The organism is Thiomicrorhabdus sp. ZW0627 (genome assembly GCF_029767005.1).
In the GTDB taxonomy this organism is placed as follows: Bacteria; Pseudomonadota; Gammaproteobacteria; order Thiomicrospirales; family Thiomicrospiraceae; genus Thiomicrorhabdus.
Genome location: NZ_JARUQR010000005.1, coordinates 73453 through 91667, shown reverse-complemented (window position 1 = coordinate 91667; position 18215 = coordinate 73453). Strand labels below are relative to the sequence as shown.

The 18215-nt window shown below is 47.0% G+C and carries 17 protein-coding genes and 1 tRNA gene; 13 read left to right on the top strand and 5 right to left on the bottom strand.

Annotation, left to right across the window (positions count from 1 at the left end):
* The first annotated feature begins 21 nt into the window (after positions 1-21).
* The 4 genes from QCB45_RS10040 (at position 22) to QCB45_RS10025 (ending at position 3553) form a co-directional block, all read left to right on the top strand.
* Positions 22-1536, top strand: coding sequence for an NADH-quinone oxidoreductase subunit M (locus QCB45_RS10040; RefSeq protein ID WP_279420845.1), 1515 nt, complete (start codon positions 22-24; stop codon positions 1534-1536).
* A 23-nt stretch (positions 1537-1559) separates the two neighbouring features.
* Complete coding sequence (nuoN, locus tag QCB45_RS10035) at positions 1560-3005, top strand: NADH-quinone oxidoreductase subunit NuoN (RefSeq protein WP_279420844.1); 1446 nt, start codon at positions 1560-1562, stop codon at positions 3003-3005.
* 63 nt (positions 3006-3068) lie between these two features.
* Positions 3069-3389: a DUF2818 family protein gene (locus QCB45_RS10030; RefSeq protein ID WP_279420843.1), complete on the top strand. Its 321-nt coding sequence runs from the start codon at positions 3069-3071 to the stop codon at positions 3387-3389.
* Between the two features lie 87 nt (positions 3390-3476).
* A tRNA-Met gene (locus QCB45_RS10025) sits at positions 3477-3553 on the top strand.
* Between the two features lie 120 nt (positions 3554-3673).
* Here the strand turns inward: QCB45_RS10025 and QCB45_RS10020 are convergent.
* Complete coding sequence (locus tag QCB45_RS10020) at positions 3674-4168, bottom strand: ATP-binding protein (protein ID WP_279420842.1); 495 nt, start codon at positions 4166-4168, stop codon at positions 3674-3676.
* 423 nt (positions 4169-4591) lie between these two features.
* Here QCB45_RS10020 and QCB45_RS10015 point away from each other — a divergent pair, with 423 nt between their 5' ends.
* From QCB45_RS10015 to QCB45_RS09985, 7 genes are all read left to right on the top strand, one after another.
* Positions 4592-5353, top strand: a complete 762-nt coding sequence (locus QCB45_RS10015) for a hypothetical protein (RefSeq protein ID WP_279420841.1) — start codon at positions 4592-4594, stop codon at positions 5351-5353.
* Positions 5354-5619: 266 nt separating this feature from the next.
* Complete coding sequence (locus QCB45_RS10010; RefSeq protein ID WP_279420840.1) at positions 5620-5892, top strand: hypothetical protein; 273 nt, start codon at positions 5620-5622, stop codon at positions 5890-5892.
* Between the two features lie 147 nt (positions 5893-6039).
* Complete coding sequence (locus tag QCB45_RS10005; protein WP_279420839.1) at positions 6040-6882, top strand: MYG1 family protein; 843 nt, start codon at positions 6040-6042, stop codon at positions 6880-6882.
* A gap of 624 nt (positions 6883-7506) precedes the next feature.
* Positions 7507-8817, top strand: coding sequence for an efflux RND transporter periplasmic adaptor subunit (locus QCB45_RS10000; protein ID WP_279420838.1), 1311 nt, complete (start codon positions 7507-7509; stop codon positions 8815-8817).
* Between the two features lie 9 nt (positions 8818-8826).
* Positions 8827-11991 (top strand): CusA/CzcA family heavy metal efflux RND transporter, encoded by a 3165-nt coding sequence (locus QCB45_RS09995; RefSeq protein WP_279420836.1) that lies wholly within the window; start codon positions 8827-8829, stop codon positions 11989-11991.
* 1 nt (position 11992) lies between these two features.
* Positions 11993-13291: a TolC family protein gene (locus QCB45_RS09990; RefSeq protein ID WP_279420835.1), complete on the top strand. Its 1299-nt coding sequence runs from the start codon at positions 11993-11995 to the stop codon at positions 13289-13291.
* Positions 13292-13418: 127 nt separating this feature from the next.
* On the top strand, positions 13419-13742 hold the full coding sequence (locus tag QCB45_RS09985) for a twin-arginine translocation signal domain-containing protein (RefSeq protein ID WP_279420833.1): 324 nt from the start codon (positions 13419-13421) through the stop codon (positions 13740-13742).
* Positions 13743-13820: 78 nt separating this feature from the next.
* On the opposite strand, the gene QCB45_RS09980 is transcribed toward QCB45_RS09985, so the two are convergent.
* The 4 genes from QCB45_RS09980 to QCB45_RS09965 form a co-directional block, all read right to left on the bottom strand.
* Positions 13821-14045 (bottom strand): (2Fe-2S)-binding protein, encoded by a 225-nt coding sequence (locus tag QCB45_RS09980; RefSeq protein ID WP_279420832.1) that lies wholly within the window; start codon positions 14043-14045, stop codon positions 13821-13823.
* A 107-nt stretch (positions 14046-14152) separates the two neighbouring features.
* On the bottom strand, positions 14153-14872 hold the full coding sequence (locus QCB45_RS09975; protein ID WP_279420831.1) for an LrgB family protein: 720 nt from the start codon (positions 14870-14872) through the stop codon (positions 14153-14155).
* Positions 14869-15228, bottom strand: coding sequence for a CidA/LrgA family protein (locus QCB45_RS09970; RefSeq protein WP_279420830.1), 360 nt, complete (start codon positions 15226-15228; stop codon positions 14869-14871). Before QCB45_RS09970 ends, QCB45_RS09975 begins: the two co-directional genes overlap by 4 nt.
* Positions 15229-15396: 168 nt before the next feature.
* Positions 15397-15882 carry a DUF6428 family protein gene (locus QCB45_RS09965; protein ID WP_279420829.1) on the bottom strand — a complete coding sequence of 162 codons (486 nt, stop codon included), beginning with the start codon at positions 15880-15882 and terminating at the stop codon, positions 15397-15399.
* 249 nt (positions 15883-16131) lie between these two features.
* Between QCB45_RS09965 and QCB45_RS09960 the strand changes: the two genes are divergently transcribed.
* Together QCB45_RS09960 and QCB45_RS09955 are read left to right on the top strand one after the other, a co-directional pair.
* The gene (locus QCB45_RS09960) at positions 16132-17289 is read left to right on the top strand and encodes a glycosyltransferase family 1 protein (protein ID WP_279420827.1); all 1158 of its coding nucleotides are present in this window, start codon (positions 16132-16134) and stop codon (positions 17287-17289) included.
* Positions 17273-18148 carry a DMT family transporter gene (locus tag QCB45_RS09955; RefSeq protein ID WP_279420826.1) on the top strand — a complete coding sequence of 292 codons (876 nt, stop codon included), beginning with the start codon at positions 17273-17275 and terminating at the stop codon, positions 18146-18148. The genes QCB45_RS09960 and QCB45_RS09955 overlap by 17 nt, the downstream gene beginning before the upstream one ends.
* Positions 18149-18215 lie beyond the last annotated feature (67 nt).

Sequence of the window (18215 nt, the reverse complement as noted above, 5' to 3'; positions counted from 1 at the left end):
TAAGAGAAGGGAATAGACTACATGTTATCAAGCTATCCTATATTAAGTACTCTAATTTGGCTGCCGATCATCGGTGGCCTGTTGGTTCTTTTTGCAGGCCGTAATAATGCTTCTGCCGCCAAGTGGCTATCTTTGGGTACAGCCATGTTGACGTTTGTTTTGTCGTTACCGCTATGGTTCGGTTTTGACACAACAACTGCCTCAATGCAATTTGTTGAAAAAGTTAGTTGGATTCCGTCATTCAACATCTACTATCACTTGGGTGTGGACGGTCTTTCAATGCCGTTGGTATTGTTGACCACATTCACTCAGGTTTTGGTCATCGCATCTGCTTGGGACGTAATCAAAGAGCGTGTTGAACAGTACATGGGTGCCTTCCTGATCATGGGTGGGATGATGACCGGTGTATTTGTTGCATTGGATTCGATTTTGTTCTACGTGTTCTGGGAAGCGTTGCTGATTCCGATGTTTATCGTTATCGGTAAGTGGGGTGGGCCTCGTCGTGTTTACGCTACTTTGAAGTTCTTCCTGTATACGTTCTTCGGTTCCGTATTTATGCTGGTGAGCTTCCTGTATATGTACTACCAGTCAGGCAGCTTTTCTATCCTAGATATGCACACGATGCATTTGGGAATGACAGCTCAGACTTTGATCTTCCTTGCGTTCCTGATCGCGTTTGCGGTTAAGATTCCGATGTTCCCGGTACACACTTGGTTGCCGGATGCACACGTTGAAGCACCTACAGCCGGTTCTGTCGTACTGGCGGCGATTATGCTCAAGATGGGTGGTTACGGTTTTGTGCGTTTCAGCCTTCCAATTACGCCGGATGCGTCTATGCAATTGGATTGGTTGGTTATCGCATTGTCTCTGATCGCAATCGTTTATATCGGTGTTATCGCTCTTGTACAGAGTGATATGAAGAAGCTGGTTGCTTACTCGTCGATCTCCCACATGGGCTTCGTGACGCTTGGTATGTTCGTGCTGTACGACATTCTTCAGAATACCGGAACTCTTCAAGGTGCCCAGTTGGGTATGGAAGGGGCCATGGTTCAGATGGTTTCCCACGGTTTCATCTCCGGTGCGATGTTCTTGGCGATCGGTGTACTTTACGACCGTATGCATACGCGTGAAATCTCCGCGTACAGCGGTGTTGTGAACAAGATGCCTTGGTTTGTCATGTTCGCGGTATTGTTTGCGATGGCGAACGTCGGTCTACCTGGTACTTCCGGTTTCGTTGGTGAATTCATGGTTATCTTGAGCTCGTTCAAGGCGAACCTATGGTACGGAGCGATTGCTGCGTTGACACTGATCATCGGTGCGGCTTATACATTGTGGATGGTCAAGCGTGTATTCTTCGGTCCGATTACCAATGAAAACGTAGAAAACTTAAAAGACCTTAACAAGCGCGAGTTTGCCATTATGGCGACCTTAGCCGTTGCGGTTGTTGTTTTGGGTGTATACCCGGGGCCGTTGATGGAAGTGATGCATACTTCTGTTGAAAACTTGCTTATTCAAGCAACAACTTCAAAACTTTAATTGGATATAGGTGAATTAACAGTATGAATTTTGTAATACCTGCTTTTGCACCCGCAATACCAGAAATGGTTCTTCTGGCGATGGCTTCTTTTATTTTGGTCGCTGATACCATCTGGTCTAAGCGTTATCAGTTTGCGACGTATTATGCGACGCAAATCAGCTTATTGGTGGCTGGTTATTTCATCATGACAAGCTTTGCCACGACTCAAGTCATCACGTTTGACGGAAGCTTCGTGCGTGATAGTTTTGCCGATATCCTTAAACTATTCATTATCCTGGTGTCGCTGGGAATCTTCCTGTTCTCCAAAGAATATTTGTTGCAGCAGAAATTCTTCAGTGGCGAGTACTTCGTTCTGGGTCTGTTTGGTGTGTTGGGTATGTTCGTCATGGTTTCGGCGCACAACTTCATCACTTTGTACCTTGGTTTGGAAATCATGTCGCTTTCCATGTACGCCATGATCGCGTTGCGTCGTGATTCTGGTGCGGCAGTTGAAGCGGCAATGAAGTACTTCGTATTGGGCGCTTTGGCGACCGGTATCCTGTTGTACGGTTTCTCAATGATTTACGGTGCAACCGGTTCGATCACCTTGCCTGAAATCGCTAAGATCATCGATTCAGGGAAAGCGGATACCGTTGTTCTATCATTCGGTGTGGTATTCATCGTAATCGGTTTGGCGTTCAAATTGGGTGCGGTTCCTTTCCACATGTGGATGCCGGACGTTTATCACGGTGCTCCAACTGCGGTTACCCTTTATTTAGGTACAGCTCCTAAGATCGCCGGTTTCGCAATCCTTTACCGCTTGTTGGCGGAAGGGATGCCAGGACTCGTTTCAGATTGGCAGACCTTGATCATCATTCTTTCGGTTCTTTCGATGATCGTCAGTGCTTTTGTTGCCATCGTTCAGGAAAACCTTAAGCGTATGCTTGCCTATTCCGGTATCGGTCACGTTGGTTTCCTATTGTTGGGTGTTTTGGCAGCCAACCCGGACGGTTACGCCAGTGCCATGTTCTACAGCATCGTCTACGCAATCACTGGTGTGGCTGGTTTCGGTATGATCATTGCCCTGTCACGTACTGGGAACGAATTCGATAAGATTGCTGATTTTAAAGGCTTGAATGCTCGTAACCCTTGGTTGGCGTTCATGATGTTGATCGTAATGTTCTCGATGGCGGGTATTCCTCCGTTTATCGGTTTCTTCGCCAAAGTGATTGTTATTGAAGAAGTGGTTAAGGCCGGATTCATTTGGATTGCCGTTATTGCGGTTATCACGGCTGTAATCAGTGCGTTCTACTACCTGAGAGTCGTTAAGGCGATCTACTTCGATAAGGTTGAAGATGAAACGCCATTGACGCCAGTAAGCTCGGAATTGAACTGGGCAGTTAGCCTGGTTTCAATTGCGCTGTTGGTTCTAGGTTTGATGCCATCGTCGTTGATTGAATTGAGCTACCAAAGCATTGGCGTTCAATAATCAATATATGCAATAATTAAAAGCCCGTCACGACGGGCTTTTTTTATACAAAGAGATAGTCCTATGAGTTTAGATCAGTCCGTTTGGTTGTTATTGGTTACCGCAATTGTTTTGGCTAACGTTCCATGGCTTTTTGCCAATCGTATTTTCCTGTTCATCAAAGTACCGCACAAATCCATCGTAATTAACTTGTTGGAGTGGCTGTTGTATTTTATCTTGACAGGAATTTTGGCTTATTTGTTAGAAAACAAGAGCATGGGGCACGTTCAAGAGCAGGGTTGGGAGTTCTATACTGTTACCTTCTTTATGTTTGTAATTTTCGCCTTTCCGGGCTTTATCTACCGTTATAACCTTAAGAAGTTCCTCGATACCAAAAAAGTTTAGGTTTATCGGGAATTGGGGGTTGTAATAATTCTGTAACCCCCTATAATACGCCCCATCGAAACGGAAACGTTACGAACTACAAATTGACGCGGGGTGGAGCAGCTTGGTAGCTCGTCGGGCTCATAACCCGAAGGTCGTTGGTTCAAATCCAGCCCCCGCTACCAAATTCTTAAGCCAGATTTTTCAAACACTTACGAGTGAATGAGGTCTGGCTTTTTTATTGTTTATCGAAAAATCTATATAGCTATCCTTGAATTAGGAAAATGTGCTACTCAAACGCATTTTTATGTGTTTTGTTCTATAATTTTTAGATTAAATCCTTCACTCTGATCAGGTTCCTGAAAATACTTGCTCACTTCAATAAACATTGTTTCTGTGTCAAAGATTGCTCTTTCGGGCTGTTCTAAACGTCTTTTCTCTAGTTGTTTCAAGCAAACGTCATTACTTACATTTAGATAGATGAGTTCGTTTGATGCATTGGCTTCATTAATCAGATCTTTAAACCACTTTCGTTGATTTACTGTGTTCGCAGGAAAATCCATAACCACATTTGTACCCGTTTTTAATATTTCTAAAACATGTGATTTGATTAGAGGTTTCAATAAGGATGAATAGCGAATGTAATCTTCAAATGAAGTGATTTGATTTGGGTAAAGCTTTGACAGCCATTCATCTTCAGAAATCAAAACAGCATTTCGCTTTTGAGACACTTGCTTTGATTTAGTTGATTTTCCGGCTCCCATTTTTCCTGAGAACAGTATCAATGTTCCTACTTGCACTTTTCGTCCCTTTTACACATATTTACTGTTAGACATCCTAAATCAAATATATTCGAGTCGCTACAAATCTTCTTCTCTATACATAACCTTCTTATAGCAACTTGTCATTTTTATAATAGGGGAAGTTGCAATTTGAAAGCTACCATTCGTTATTCATGTAGATTAACTAATCTTAAAGCCACTTATCATAGCGGTTTTATCTACGATCTATGTCCAATCCATTTGATCACGTTTTCACAATTACAAAGCTGTCGATATAAATTATCAAGTGAGTAGTTTTACTATTTATTTAGGGTTTGCTATATTTGGACGAAAAGAGACAAAGACGTTTCATAATTACAGGGAATGAATTAACCATTTGCATTTCAATCCTTGTGCGTTCTTGGTAAGTCATCTGAGTATGACTGTATAAGGAGTAGAAATATGAAACGTGTTTTTCCTTTATTTTCCTTGATGTTAATCCCATTCTTTTTGTCAGGTTGTACAACCTTAAGAGACATTTATGCACCGGAAGAAAAGAACCTATTGAGCGGTGCTGGAGCAATTGCTGCCCAAAAGCCCGAAAATTGCACGGGTAACGACTGTGAGTTAGAAGCGCAAAAATATCAATTAATTGATATGAAAGCTTTGCTTAAGGAATATGGTTTTAATGATCCTGAGTTAGTGTCGGAAGACTTATCTAAAAGTCAGAAATATAGATATTTAAGGAATGAATTGCAGGATCGTTTAATTGCAGCCTCAAATCAACGTTGTGGTGCATATATCAGAATGCTATCAACTGCCAAGGCACAGTCGAAAATGGGGTGGGGTGCTTTTGCAACTTTATTGTCTGGCGCGGCTAGTGTTACAACCCCAGCCGCCGCTTCTCAATTACTTTCCGCAGGAAGCACGGTCGCTAATGGTGTTTTAAGTCTTTATAACGAATCATATTTTAATAATTTAACAGTAAATGTAATTTCGGCCGGTATTACCAAACAGCGCGAAGGTCTTTTGCTGCAAATAAATGATCAACGTAAATTAGATCTTAGCGAATACCCGGTAAATAGAGCAATTTCAGATGCTTTGTTATATCACTCAAAGTGTAATATCGTTTCGGGTCTGGAAGCTGCATCTATTGCGACTAAACTCGCTTCTGGAAATAGCGTTGCGCAAAAAATTAGGAGTGATGATAAAGAAGATAAATAATTTTTTAGATGTGTCTCGTAGATAGCTTTGATTTAATCAGTCCTGTTGCCTATTGAAAGTCAGGCCTTTCATGCATCGACACTGTTTGAAGTCTGATTCATTGATATCTAATAGAGGTTTATCACACTAGTTAAATACCTATGATTTAGGCATTCTTATAAGCCAGCACTAAAAATAGTCCGCCCCACATTTAATAAAGCGACAATTTGGCTGAATTGTCTTTTATACTTTTTCATTCAAACAGAATTTTGTATGAGGCAAGTTTAATGAGTGAAAATGTGGTGAAACGTTTTATTGGATTTATTGCGCAAATCAATCCTAATGTAAGAAAGCGGACAGCGACGATTACGATCTTGTTGGGAATTGCGATGGCCTATTCACCTTATTGGGTGCATGACATTGTCGAAAAGGAAATGGCTGTAGATGTATCCAATGTTTTGCTGTCAATAGGATGGTGGGTACTGGGGTTCGGGCTGCTTCTTTATTTCTTCAACTTGTGGTCAGATGTGAAATCTGAAAAAGATGAAAAAGAATCATAGCGTTTAGTCATCCTTTGAACTTCTATGATGGTGTTTATTCGTGCCGAATAAGGAAGTCTTTCATTTATTCTCCTCAATTCATAGTCGAAATGAACTAACATATCCCCCATAAATTGAATGTAATAAAGTTTGAATTAAGGATATTAGATGTTAGTTACTCACTCAGGTCGTTTTCATGCCGACGAAGTTTTTGCCATTTCGATGATTCTCATGCTTGGAGAGCAGGAAATTGTTCGTTCCAGGGATCAAGAGATCATTGATCAAGCAGAAATTGTGTTGGATGTGGGAGCGGAATACGATCCTGAGACCTTGCGTTTCGATCATCACCAAAACAGTTTTACCCGTACCCGTGAAGACGGTACGCCTTATGCCACAGCCGGCTTGGTTTGGGAACATTTCGGTAAGGAGATTCTTGCCAAGAAAGGGCTGGAAGGGGATTACGAACAGCAGTTTGCCTTGGAGTGGGTGGATCAGAAAATCATCAAAGACATTGATGCCGTGGATAACGGCATGTTCGTCGATGATCCACGTCCTTCGGTGTCGATGTTGATTGGCATGATGAATGTCTCTTCAACCGATGAAGTTGAGTTGCAGGACGCGGCGTTCAAACAAGCGATCGAGCTGACCACCAATATTATGGAAAACTTCATTTCAGCCGCGATTAAAGAAGCGGAAGTGGTTCAGGAACTTGAAGCATGCGCTGAAAATATCGATGAAGGCATTTTGGTGTTGGAAGAGAATCTGCCATTTAAAGACTTCATCCGATCTCGCCCGGACATCACGCGCGTGGTGTACCCGAAAGGCCCGGAAGGATACGGTGTTTTTTGCAACGGACACGAAAACCATCTTCCGGAACGCTTCCGAGGGTTGCGTGAAGAGGAGTTGAAGGTGGTTACAGGTTTGGATGACGCTGTGTTCTGCCACAAATCCGGATTCATGTCGGTATGCCGCAGTTTTGAAAGTGCATTGACAATGGCGAAAAGTCATTAAGATTGAATAGCTTAAAGCGGTTTTTTTCAGCTTGTTGAAAATTGTTTGTATTTGGTTCCGGTTTAATTTAAACTCAAATTTATGAAATTTTCATACCTAGCACTCATTTTTGTTTTTCTGTTCGGCAATTTGCAAGTAACGTTTGCTGCCGAATCGGAAACACCTGACGCATCGGCTGCAACTATGCACGCCGAGCATGGGTGCTGTGATGAAAAAATGTCTCATCACGATATGCATCATGAGATGTCTCATCATCAGGTGGCATCTTCAGACCACGCTTGCTGTGACCATTCACATGCCTCTAACATGGGCTGCCCTCAGTGCGGTGATGATTGTCATTGCGGTAACTTAACATGCCACTTTTTGAGTTATTCGGTCAGTCTTTCAGAAGACTTCGTTCTTTCTTTTCAGCCAGTTATGGCGCGATTGAATCATCCTGATTCAGTCAAATTCGTTTCTATTGATCTTCCTCGCGAAGAACAACCTCCTAGATTAGTCTAATTTTCTTTTCTCGATTTCTCTGACGGTTTTTCCGTTGGAATAGTGATTTGATGCAATTTCCGTACGCGGTTTTTCGGGATTCTCCGATGTTGTCCGAACGGAATTTACGAAAAGGATTTTATGATGATTCGTCAACCATGGCTGATTCTATCGATTGCTTTATTGTCTTCATCCGGCCATTACGTTCATGCGGCCGATACGCAACAGAAGGACGGCAACCTTCCGACGTTGGGAGAAGACGACGGAGTCTATAAATACGTTTGCCCTATGCACCCTCAGATTGTTCGAGACCATGAAGGGACTTGCCCAATTTGCGGGATGAAACTGGTCAAACAGCGTTTTTCTCAAGAACAATCCGCGCCGGAAGTCACTCTGAAAGGGAATGGGCAGGCCTCTGGTGGTAATGCCGGGGTGCAACAGGAATTCTCGATTCGCACCGCCAAAGCTGAAACCCATACGCTTTGGAAATACATTCCTACTTTCGGGAAGGTGGTGGCCGACGAAACCAAGGTGGTGCATATCCATCCTCGTGCTTCGGGCTGGATCAGTGATCTGACTGTACGCAACAATGGTGACGCCATTCAAAAAGGTCAACTTCTTTACCGGATTTATTCGCCTGAAATCGTATCTGCGCAGGACGATTACCTTCAGGTGATTCAAAACCAACGACGTTTGGGTGCTCAGGCCAATTCCTTGGTCAATTCCGCCAAGATACGTCTGCAGTTGCTGGGGTTGGATGATCAGACCATCAAAAGCATTGCCAAGCAGGGTGAGCCGATTCATAAGATTCCGGTTTATGCACCGCAGACTGGGGTTGTCAATGATCTGATGGTTCAGACAGGTATGTACGTTCAACCTCAAACCGAGTTGATGAGTTTGACGGATTTGTCCGATATCTGGGTGGAAGCCGAAGTCTTGCCACGTCAACAGGCCTGGCTGAAAAACGGTTTGACCGTTGATGTCCTCACGCAGGCTTATCCGGGTAAACACTGGGAAAGTTACATCGATTATCTGTATCCCTCTGCCGATCCGGTGACTCAAGCGGTTAAGGTACGTATCCCTCTGAAAAACGAATCGATGCTGTTCAAACCGAACATGTTGGTGAAGACCATCATTTACGGCGGCCCTAGAAAAAATGTTTTGGCGATTCCTCTGGAAGCCGTGATCGATGACGGTGATACCAAGCGGGTCGTCGTCATGAACGACAAGGGCGGCTTCCAGGTCAAGAAAGTGGTGACCGGCATGCAGACTCAAGGTATTGTCGAAGTGCTTTCCGGTATTAAGGAAGGGGAAGAGATCGTCATTTCCGGTCAGTTCCTGATCGATTCCGAGAGTCAGGTACAGGCTAATTTGCGACGTTTGATGAACAAGAAGCCGCAAAACGGCTCGGATTCTCCTGCATCGTCTGCCATGCCGTCACAGCATCAGCACTAGGAGGCCGACATGATCCGATCGATAATTTCGGCTTCCATCGCCAATCGCGTGCTTGTACTGATTTTCAGTGCCATCATTGCGATTGTCGGCTGGAAATCCGTACAGGAAACACCGCTGGATGCGATTCCCGATCTGTCCGACGTCCAGGTAATCATTAAGACGCCGTTCGCAGGACAAAGCCCGCAACTGGTCGAAGATCAGGTGACCTATCCGATCTCAAACCTGATGATGTCGGTGCCCAAGGCGAAGACGGTACGGGGGTATTCCTTCTTTGGCGACTCATACGTGTATGTGTTGTTTGAAGAGGGTACCGATCCATACTGGGCTCGTTCTCGGGTTCTGGAGTATCTCAGTCAGGTCAAGGCGCAGCTACCGAGCGGCGTACAGCCGATTCTTGGGCCGGACGCCTCCGGTGTAGGTTGGGTTTATGAGTATGCACTGGTGGATCGTTCCCATAAACTGGATCTCGCCCAACTCCGTAGTTTGCAGGACTGGTTTCTCAAGTTCGAACTTCAGGCCGTGCCCGGCGTTTCGGAGGTTGCCGCAGTCGGTGGTATGGTCAAACAGTATCAGGTGGAAGTTGATCCGCTGAAGCTGCGTGCTTACCATTTGCCGCTTGAAAAGGTTCAAACGGCTATTCGTCAAAGCGCGGTTGAAATGGGCGCCTCCGTCATCGAATTGGCCGAAGCCGAGTATATGGTAGGTGTCAAAGGCTATGTGACCAAGTTGAGCGACTTGGAGAAGATTCCGGTGGGTCGTAACTCCGAGACCAATACGCCGTTGCTGCTGAAAGACATTGCCCGCGTCAAACTGGGGAGTAAGCCACGTCGTGGTATTGCCGATCTGAACGGCGATGGCGAAGTGGTCGGCGGAATCGTGGTGATGCGTTCCGGTGAAAACGCCCAGAAGGTGATCGACGCGGTTAAGGAGAAGATTGAACAGTTGAAACCAGGCCTGCCGAAAGGCGTAAAACTGGTTGAGGTCTATGACCGTTCCGGTTTGATTGGCCGCGCAGTCGAAACGCTTCAGCATAAATTGATTGAAGAGATGATTGTGGTGGCGTTGGTTTCATTGTTGTTCCTGCTACACCTGCGTTCCGCTCTGGTGGCGATTGTGTCATTGCCTTTGGGGGTGCTGGGTGCTTTTTTCGTCATGGAACAGATGGGCGTCAGCGCCAATATCATGAGTTTGGGTGGGATAGCCATCGCCATCGGAACCATGGTGGATGCGGCGATCGTCATGATCGAGAACGCCCACAAACATCTCGAAGCCTATCGTCATGAAACCGGAGAAGTACCGCAAGGCAAGGTGCATTGGCAGTTGATTCTGAAATCCTCTCAGGAAGTTGGTTTGCCGCTGTTCCTGTCCTTGTTGATCATCGCTTTGAGCTTCATGCCGATTTTTGCGTTGCAGGAGCAGGCGGGAAGACTGTTCACACCGCTTGCGCTGACCAAGACATTGGCGATGGCCGTGGCCGCCGGTTTGGCGATCAGTCTGGTACCGGTACTCATGGGGTATTTCATCCGCGGCAAGTTGCCGGATGAATCAAAGAACCCGATAAACCGCGTTTTGATCCGTCTTTATGAACCGGTATTGAGAGGTCTGTTGCATTGGCCTAAAACCATCATCGTTGTAGCGGCACTGATGTTGGCCTCGGTGATTTATCCGTGGCAGCAGACCGGTTCGGAATTCATGCCGGAACTTGAAGAAGGGGATCTGCTGTATATGCCGACAACCTTACCGGGTCTGTCGATTGGTGCCGCCCAAGGTCTGTTGCAGGAAACCGACCGCATCATCAAAGGCTTTCCGGAAGTGAAGAGTGTGTTTGGTAAGATCGGTCGAGCCGATACCGCAACCGATCCGGCGCCTTTGACGATGATCGAAACCACCATCCAGTTGAAGGACAAGTCCGAATGGCGTGAAGGCATGACGTTGCCTAAACTGATCGACGAACTCAACAGTGCGGTCTCTATTCCCGGATTGACCAATGCTTGGGTGCAACCGATCAAAACGCGAATCGATATGCTCTCCACCGGTATTAAGACGCCGATCGGAATCAAAGTTTCAGGCGATGATTTGGGGCAGATCGAGAAGATCGGTGAGCGAATTGAAGCCGTGGTATCTCAGGTGCCGGGAACGCTGTCGGCGTTTTCGGATCGTTCAGAAGGTGGGCGCTATATCGACATCCTGCCGAAACGGACTGAAGCCGCACGTTACGACCTGAGCATGGCGCAGTTATCCAATATCGTCGCTTCGGCGGTGGGTGGGCAAGTGCTTCAGGAAACCATCGAAGGACGTGAACGCTATAGTCTGAATCTTCGTTATCCGCAGGCATGGCGCAATTCAGTCGAGGCCTTGAAGGATTTGCCGATCGTGACCGCGTCCGGTGCTCAAATCCAGTTGGGCATGGTGGCAGACGTCAAGGTACGGATGGGGCCGCCGGTTATCAAGTCGGAAAACGCCCGTTTGAACGGCTGGACGTTCGTTGATCTGAAGCCGGGTACGGATTTGGCGGGTTATGTCGAACGTGCCCGCAACAAAGTGGCCGAGAAGGTGGACTTGCCGGCTGGTTACAGTATCCAGTGGTCAGGGCAGTATGAGTACCTGCTCAAAGCCCAGAAGAAACTATCGGAAATCGTGCCTTTGACGATTCTGATTATCTTTGTGCTTCTATATCTGATCTTCAAGAGCGTGGTTGAAGCTTTGATGATTCTGCTGGTCATTCCGTTTGCTCTGCTCGGTTCTGTCTGGTTCGTCTGGGCATTGGGCTTCCATTTTTCGATTGCAGTGGCGGTCGGTATGATCGCTCTGGCCGGTGTAGCCGCCGAATTCGGGGTGGTCATGCTGATTTACCTCAAGAACGCGATTGAGGCGGCCAAGGCCGAGGGACGTTTCAACAACGCAGAGGATCTGAAAGCGGCAATCATGTACGGCGCGGTGCGTCGTGTACGCCCTAAGGCGATGACGGTTAGCGTGATTGTGGTTGGTTTGTTGCCGATCATGTTCGCGACCGGAACCGGAGCGGAAGTCATGCAGCGCATCGCCGCACCGATGGTTGGCGGCATGATCTCTGCGCCGTTGGTTTCAATGGTGCTGATTCCGATCCTGACCTATTTGCTGTATCTGAAACGGGGTTTCAAAGATACAGACACTTCTGATGAAAAGGAGTTATAAGATGAAAAGAATCCTAATCAACGGCTTGGTTTCTGTTTGTATGGCAGTTGCCGTTCCAGTCTCGGCCGCTCCGGCGGCCTTGTCAAACCTGTTCGAGTTGGCGTTGCAGAATAACCCAAGTCTGAGCCGTGCCGACGCCGATCAACAAGCGGCTTATAGTGCCCTACAGAAGACTAAAGGATTATTGAAACCGGAAGTGCGTTTCAACAGTGAGTTGAGCTATGCGTGGATGCGTTACGACGACTTTCCGAGAACCGCTAACCAGCTCGTCGCCACATATCCGCTTTACGAACCGCAATTGGATGATCTGAGCGAGTCGGCCGATTCGACTTACCAGAGCAAGCAACTACGCTCAGAGGCGGAGAAGCAGCAAGTGTTGCTCAAGGTCGCGCAGTTGTATTTCACTTATTGGCAGCAGCGCGAAGACTTCCTGTTTCTACAGAAAGAGCAGCGTTCGATCGAGTCGATCATCAAACAGGTCAAGCAACGGTTTCAGGTCGGTTATCAGGATCTGAACGACATTACCGAAATCCAGTCCCGTCTGGATTACAACCATGCCGAACTGCTGAAAGCGGGGCAGGATTATCGACAGACTGAAGCCAAGTTAACGGCCGCCCTGGGTCTGACGTCTTCAAAGTTGCTCGGAACTCTGGTCTTTCCGGAAAAGCAGCCACCCCAATTGAAGGAACTGGTTCATCGAGTCAAAAAGGCGATGGCCGAGTATTCCGAACAGGCCTGGTCGGAACAGGTTGCTCATAATCCGGTGTTGCTGGCATTGGAACAAGAGAGTCAGGCTGCACAGCAGCAGGTCGAGTACCAGAAAAATAAGGATTCGTTTCAGGTAGAGGCATTCGGTGCCTTGGTCTATAACGATTCGGACAAGCACTTCTATGACGACATGCAAGGTGCCCGTGGCGGTGTCAGGCTGAATGTTCCTTTGTATCTGGGCGGGCGAACCGAGGCGGCGATGGCGGAACAGCGTCAGAAAGTACAACGGATTCAGGCGATGAAACGCGAAGCCGCTTTGTCCTATCAGTCTCAGGCGCGCAACGCCTGGTTGGCATTGGAAACCGGAACCATTCGCTTGAAGGCGTTAAAGGCTGCGCTGGAGTCCAGCCGTCAGGCGGTCAAAGCCAGTGAGCAAGCTTTGAAGACCGGTCGACGGAACGTGTTGGATCTGCTGGATGCCCAACGACATTTACACAGGATGGAAAGGGATCTGCCTTTGCTGAAAGCGGATATTTGGAAAAACTACTATCTGTTCTATTGGGCGATAGGAAATTTGAATGAAAAAACTTGAAAGGGGGTGTAATAAAATTCGATAAACTGGGTTTATTAAATAGGTTTGGTTGAAGTCGAATCAAGCTTTTGATTTTCAAATATAAATTAGTTTTTAAACGTTGATGTTAACCCATTGGAGGAAGACAATGTCTAAGCAAACAAGAAGAGATTTTTTGAAATTGGCAGGTGCGGCTACGGCGACCACTTTGAGCGGTTCCGCATTGGCTTCAGAGAACCCGTTCGGCATCAAACATTTGAAAGAAGGGTATGAACAGGTAGCAGCGGCCGCGGAGGGTAACTGCGGTGAAGGTAAGTGCGGTGCCAGTATGGGTATGCCGGGCATGGCTCCACCGGAACCAGCACCGAAGCCAGTAGCTAAATCCGAAGAAGGAAAGTGTGGCGGTAACGCGGCACCGGCACCGAAGCCGGTTAAAGATGAAGAAGGAAAGTGCGGTGGCCGTACCGAGTAATTGCTCGATCAGCGACTGAACTTTGAAAAATAAAGCCGCATGAATCAATTTTCATGCGGCTTTTTTATTTTCAGAAAGTCATTTCTGTTCGTTCAGTGCTTCTACCAAGTCCTCCACTTGCAAACGGCAGCAGCCGTTTCCGTCGGATGCGTAGGTTTTGGCTCGTACTTTTTCACGGGTGTCGGCACCGTCGACGATGGCCTTAATCACATCGATCTTCTTGACCTCGTTGCAGACGCAGAGGTTTCGATCCAAATTTTTTTTCAGGATTTCCGGTAACTTATCCAGCGCCTCTTCCAACATTTGTCGTAAAGTCCTAAGTGTTTTTGATTGAAAATATGGGCGGCTATTTTACTCGATTTCGTCCGGCTTTTTCATTCCGAACAGGCCTGTTCGGAATGTTTCTGAACTCAAGGTGAAACCAGTGACAGCACGAAAGGCAGTATGAAGGCCGATACCGAGGCGGACAACGCCATCGCCAGTCCCGCAAATGCGCCCATCTGCTGGTTGATCTGCAAAGAGGTGGCTGTGCCTAGTCCGTGGGCGGTGACGCCCATGGCAACGCCCTTGATGTCGTCGTCGGTGATTTTGAAAATCTTGAACAGCCACACTCCCATGATGGCGCCGAGCACGCCGGTGATGACCACAAACACCGCTGTCAGGGTCGGTAGGCCGCCGATCTGTTCGGAAATCCCCATTGCCACCGGTGCCGTGACCGATTTTGGAATCAGTGACAGGATGGTTTCATGGCTCGCGCCGAGGGCTTGGGCAATGAAGTAGGCGCTGAATCCCGCAACCGTAATGCCGCATATCAGAGCGACCGACATGGGAAGCCAGACTGTTTTGAGTTTTTTGAGCTGGAAGAATAGCGGTATCGCCAAAGCGACGGTAGCCGGCCCTAACAGAAAGTGGATGAACTGTGCCCCCGAAAAGTAGGAGTAGTAAGGGATATCCATCAAGGTCAGGACGAGGATGATCATCACAATCGACGTGGCGACGGGCGTCAATAATGGATTGCCTCCTCCTTTGCGGTAAATCTTGAGTGCAATAAGGTAACAGACCAATGTCAGGGTCAATCCGAAAAGCGGGCTGGCGGATAGGTAAACCCAAATCTCGTAATAGTCTTTCACTTAGAACTCCTGTTCATCAGTTTTGTCATCAGCATCATGGTCCAGGCTGTGACAAGCAGTCCTAAAACCGTGCTCACCAGCAGGGCGACGGTAATCGCCAGCCATTCATCGCGCAACCGGGTTAAATGAATCATCAAACCGACACCGGCAGGGATGAACAATAGGGAGAAATGAGAAAGCAGCATCTCGGTCGGTTTGACCAGTTGTTCTGCAATGGGCCGTTTGATCAATAGCGTGACTAGAAGCAACAGCATGCCGATGACCGGTCCGGGTACGGGCCAATCGAATTCGCGGACGGTCAGTTCTCCGACAAGCTGGTAAACCAACAGAATCGTAATCACATTCAAAAACGGCATAAAGGTTCCAATCGTTTGTGCAGGCCAAAGGGTTTTTCAGCCTATTCTAATGCCATTTTCATGAAATGTATCGGCAATTAAATGGAATGAAGTGATTTCAGGAAGGATGTAAACGCCTCACGAAGGAGGCGTTATTATTGAGGGTACTTCTATCGTTTTGCTACAAAATCAGGAACAACATCCAGAAGCGGAGCAACAGGCGCTTGTATTCTGGTTTCTTACGTCTTGTTCATGTCGTAAAGCGGCCAGACATTGCGTGTCCAGGTTTCCCAGAAATACGTTGATTTCTGTCCCGGTTTCTTTGATCGATTCTATTGGATACTGTGAAATTAAATCCCGCTTGTATTCAATCATGACCTCGCTATGACCTAAATCCGGCAACAGGTTCAAGACCGGCTGACTCTGTTGCAAGATTTTATCTGCCGTGTCTGTAGTTAAGCGATGGTCTGTATCTGCGCCTAGCCATAGCTGTATCTGTACATATTGTTCTGTCCGGGTCTGACCGCCGCAATCGATGAAATTTCGTACCACGCTGCCTACATCGGTGATGTGAAAATGTTGGGGAATTCGTTCGGAATCCGGCAGGTAAAAATTCAGTTCTTTGTCCGGATTATTCTTTAATGCATTGCTGAATGTTTCGAATGAAATGCTCATATGTTTATCCTTTATTCGATGAATACTGCAGCGAATAGTTGAGGTTGGGTTTCTTTATATGGCGCTAGGCAAATATATTCAAGTGACGATTAAAATAATTTTCGGGTAGATCTTATAAAGTGCTGAATTAACAGGAGATGAAGTAGGTCATTTTTGAATTGTCACATAGGTTTCATCAAGCTGTCATCCCCCGAGCTCTTTGCACGATTATGATTGATTTTTTATCGATGGGCGAAGAGGTTAGCAGCCATGAAGATTTGTCTTTTTACCGATACGTTGGGTGATTTGAACGGCGTCTCCCGTTTTATCCGGGATATGGGGGAGCGGGCGTTTTCTGCCGGAATTGATCTTCAGATTCTCACCTCGACCTCAAAGCCGATACCGGACAAACCTTTTATTCATAATCTACCGTACCGCTTTAAAATGCCGATGCCGTTTTATCAGGAGTTGGATCTGGTTTGGCCGCACAAGAAATCCATCAACGCTAAGCTTAGCGAATTGCAACCGGATCTGGTGCATATCTCTACGCCCGGCCCATTTGGTTGGATGGCGAAACGCTGCGCCGAGAAAGCCGGTTACCCGCTGGTGGGTACTTACCATACAGATTTCCCGGCGTATCTGCACGACCTGACGGGAATGCAGTGGGTAAAGCATCGAACCGATAAGGTGATGGCGAATTTTTATGAACCGTTCGGCCACGTCTTCTCACGTTCGGAATCCTATTTGGAAGTGATGGCGAGCGATATCGGCATCAATTATCAGAGGGCCTCGGTCTTATTTCCCGGTACTGACTTGGAAAGGTTTCATCCAAAATTCAGGGATACTGGCGTTTGGCGTCATTTCGGCCTGTCGGACAATCGTTTGAAGGTGCTGTATGTCGGGCGGATCAATGTCGAAAAGAACATCCCGTTTTTGGTGGACGTGTGGAAACGGTTTTGTGAAAAATACCCGCGTATCAAGGCTGATCTGGTGATGGTCGGAGAAGGTCGCTATCGGAAATGGGCCGATCGTCTTCGTCCGCATCACGCCTATTTCCTCGGGCCGTTGGAAGGCGAGTTGCTCTCAAAGGTTTACGCCTCGTCCGATTTGTTTGCGTTTCCATCCGTTACCGATACGCTCGGACAGGTGGTGATGGAGGCGCAGGCGAGCGGCTTGGGATGTCTGGTATCGGATATCGGCGGCCCTCAGACTTTGGTCATCGACAATGAAACCGGTCGGATTTTGAAAGCCGGTGACGAGGATGCTTGGGTCGAAGCGTTGCAAGTGGCCTTGAGTCAGAAGCCTTTGCGTGAGCAGTGGGCACGAAGATGTCGACCGCATATGGAGCAGTATGATATTGTTGCATCCTTCAAGCACTTTATCGAGATTCACCAAAGGATTCACTCTGTCGATGCAACCCAAACTTAAACTGGAAAACCAACGCAAGGGCGAACTGTTTGCCCTGAGTCTGACTTTGATTGAAGCTTGGTTTCCCATTTTTGCTTTTTACAGCGTTGCCGCTTTGGGGGGCCTGCATGCCTACTTCTACAGTCTTTTGGTGTCGGTGATATTCCTTGGGGTCTGGTGGTTCTATCGTCGCAAGCAGCATGAAATCCGTTTAACGGCCGCTTATAAAGATCTGGCGTTGACCAGCCTGTATATTACGACTTTGTTTGCTCTAACCTTTACCGGTTTACAGTACACCACCGCAACTAATGTCGCTATTATCCTGTTCTTACAGATCCTGTTCGCCTACCTGTTTCTGGGAGGACGGCAGGGTGAGCGTCTGGATGGAAGACATACTTTTGGCGCAGTTCTGATGACCGTCGGTGCGCTTTTGGTTTTGTTTCCTGGAGAGTGGACAGTCAATAAAGGCGACATTCTGGTATTGATTGCCGCGTTGATCGCGCCTTTTGCCAATTTGTATCAAAAGAAAGCTCGTTCGAGGGTGTCCAGTGAAACCGTTCTTCTGGTTCGTTCCGTTGTAGCCTTACCGTTTATCTATGTGCTTGCCGTCTTATTTGAACCCAGCCCGGCTTGGTCGATTGTTCAACAGCAGTGGCTATGGTTGGGATTGACCGGTTTTCTGGTTTTCTTTGTCGGCAAACTGTTCTGGGTGGAAGCGATTCATCTGCTTCCTATCACTAAAGTTAATGCCTTGTATGCGTTTGCGCCGTTGATGACGCTTGGGTTGGCTTATGTGGTTCTGAACCAAATTCCGACTCTTTCACAACTCTTAGGCATCATGCCGATCCTTCTGGGTGGTTATCTGATCACCCGAAAATGAACAGGCCTGTTCAAATCAATTATTTTATCCTCATCGTTGCTGAGTTTTTCACAGTTCGTATCATTGT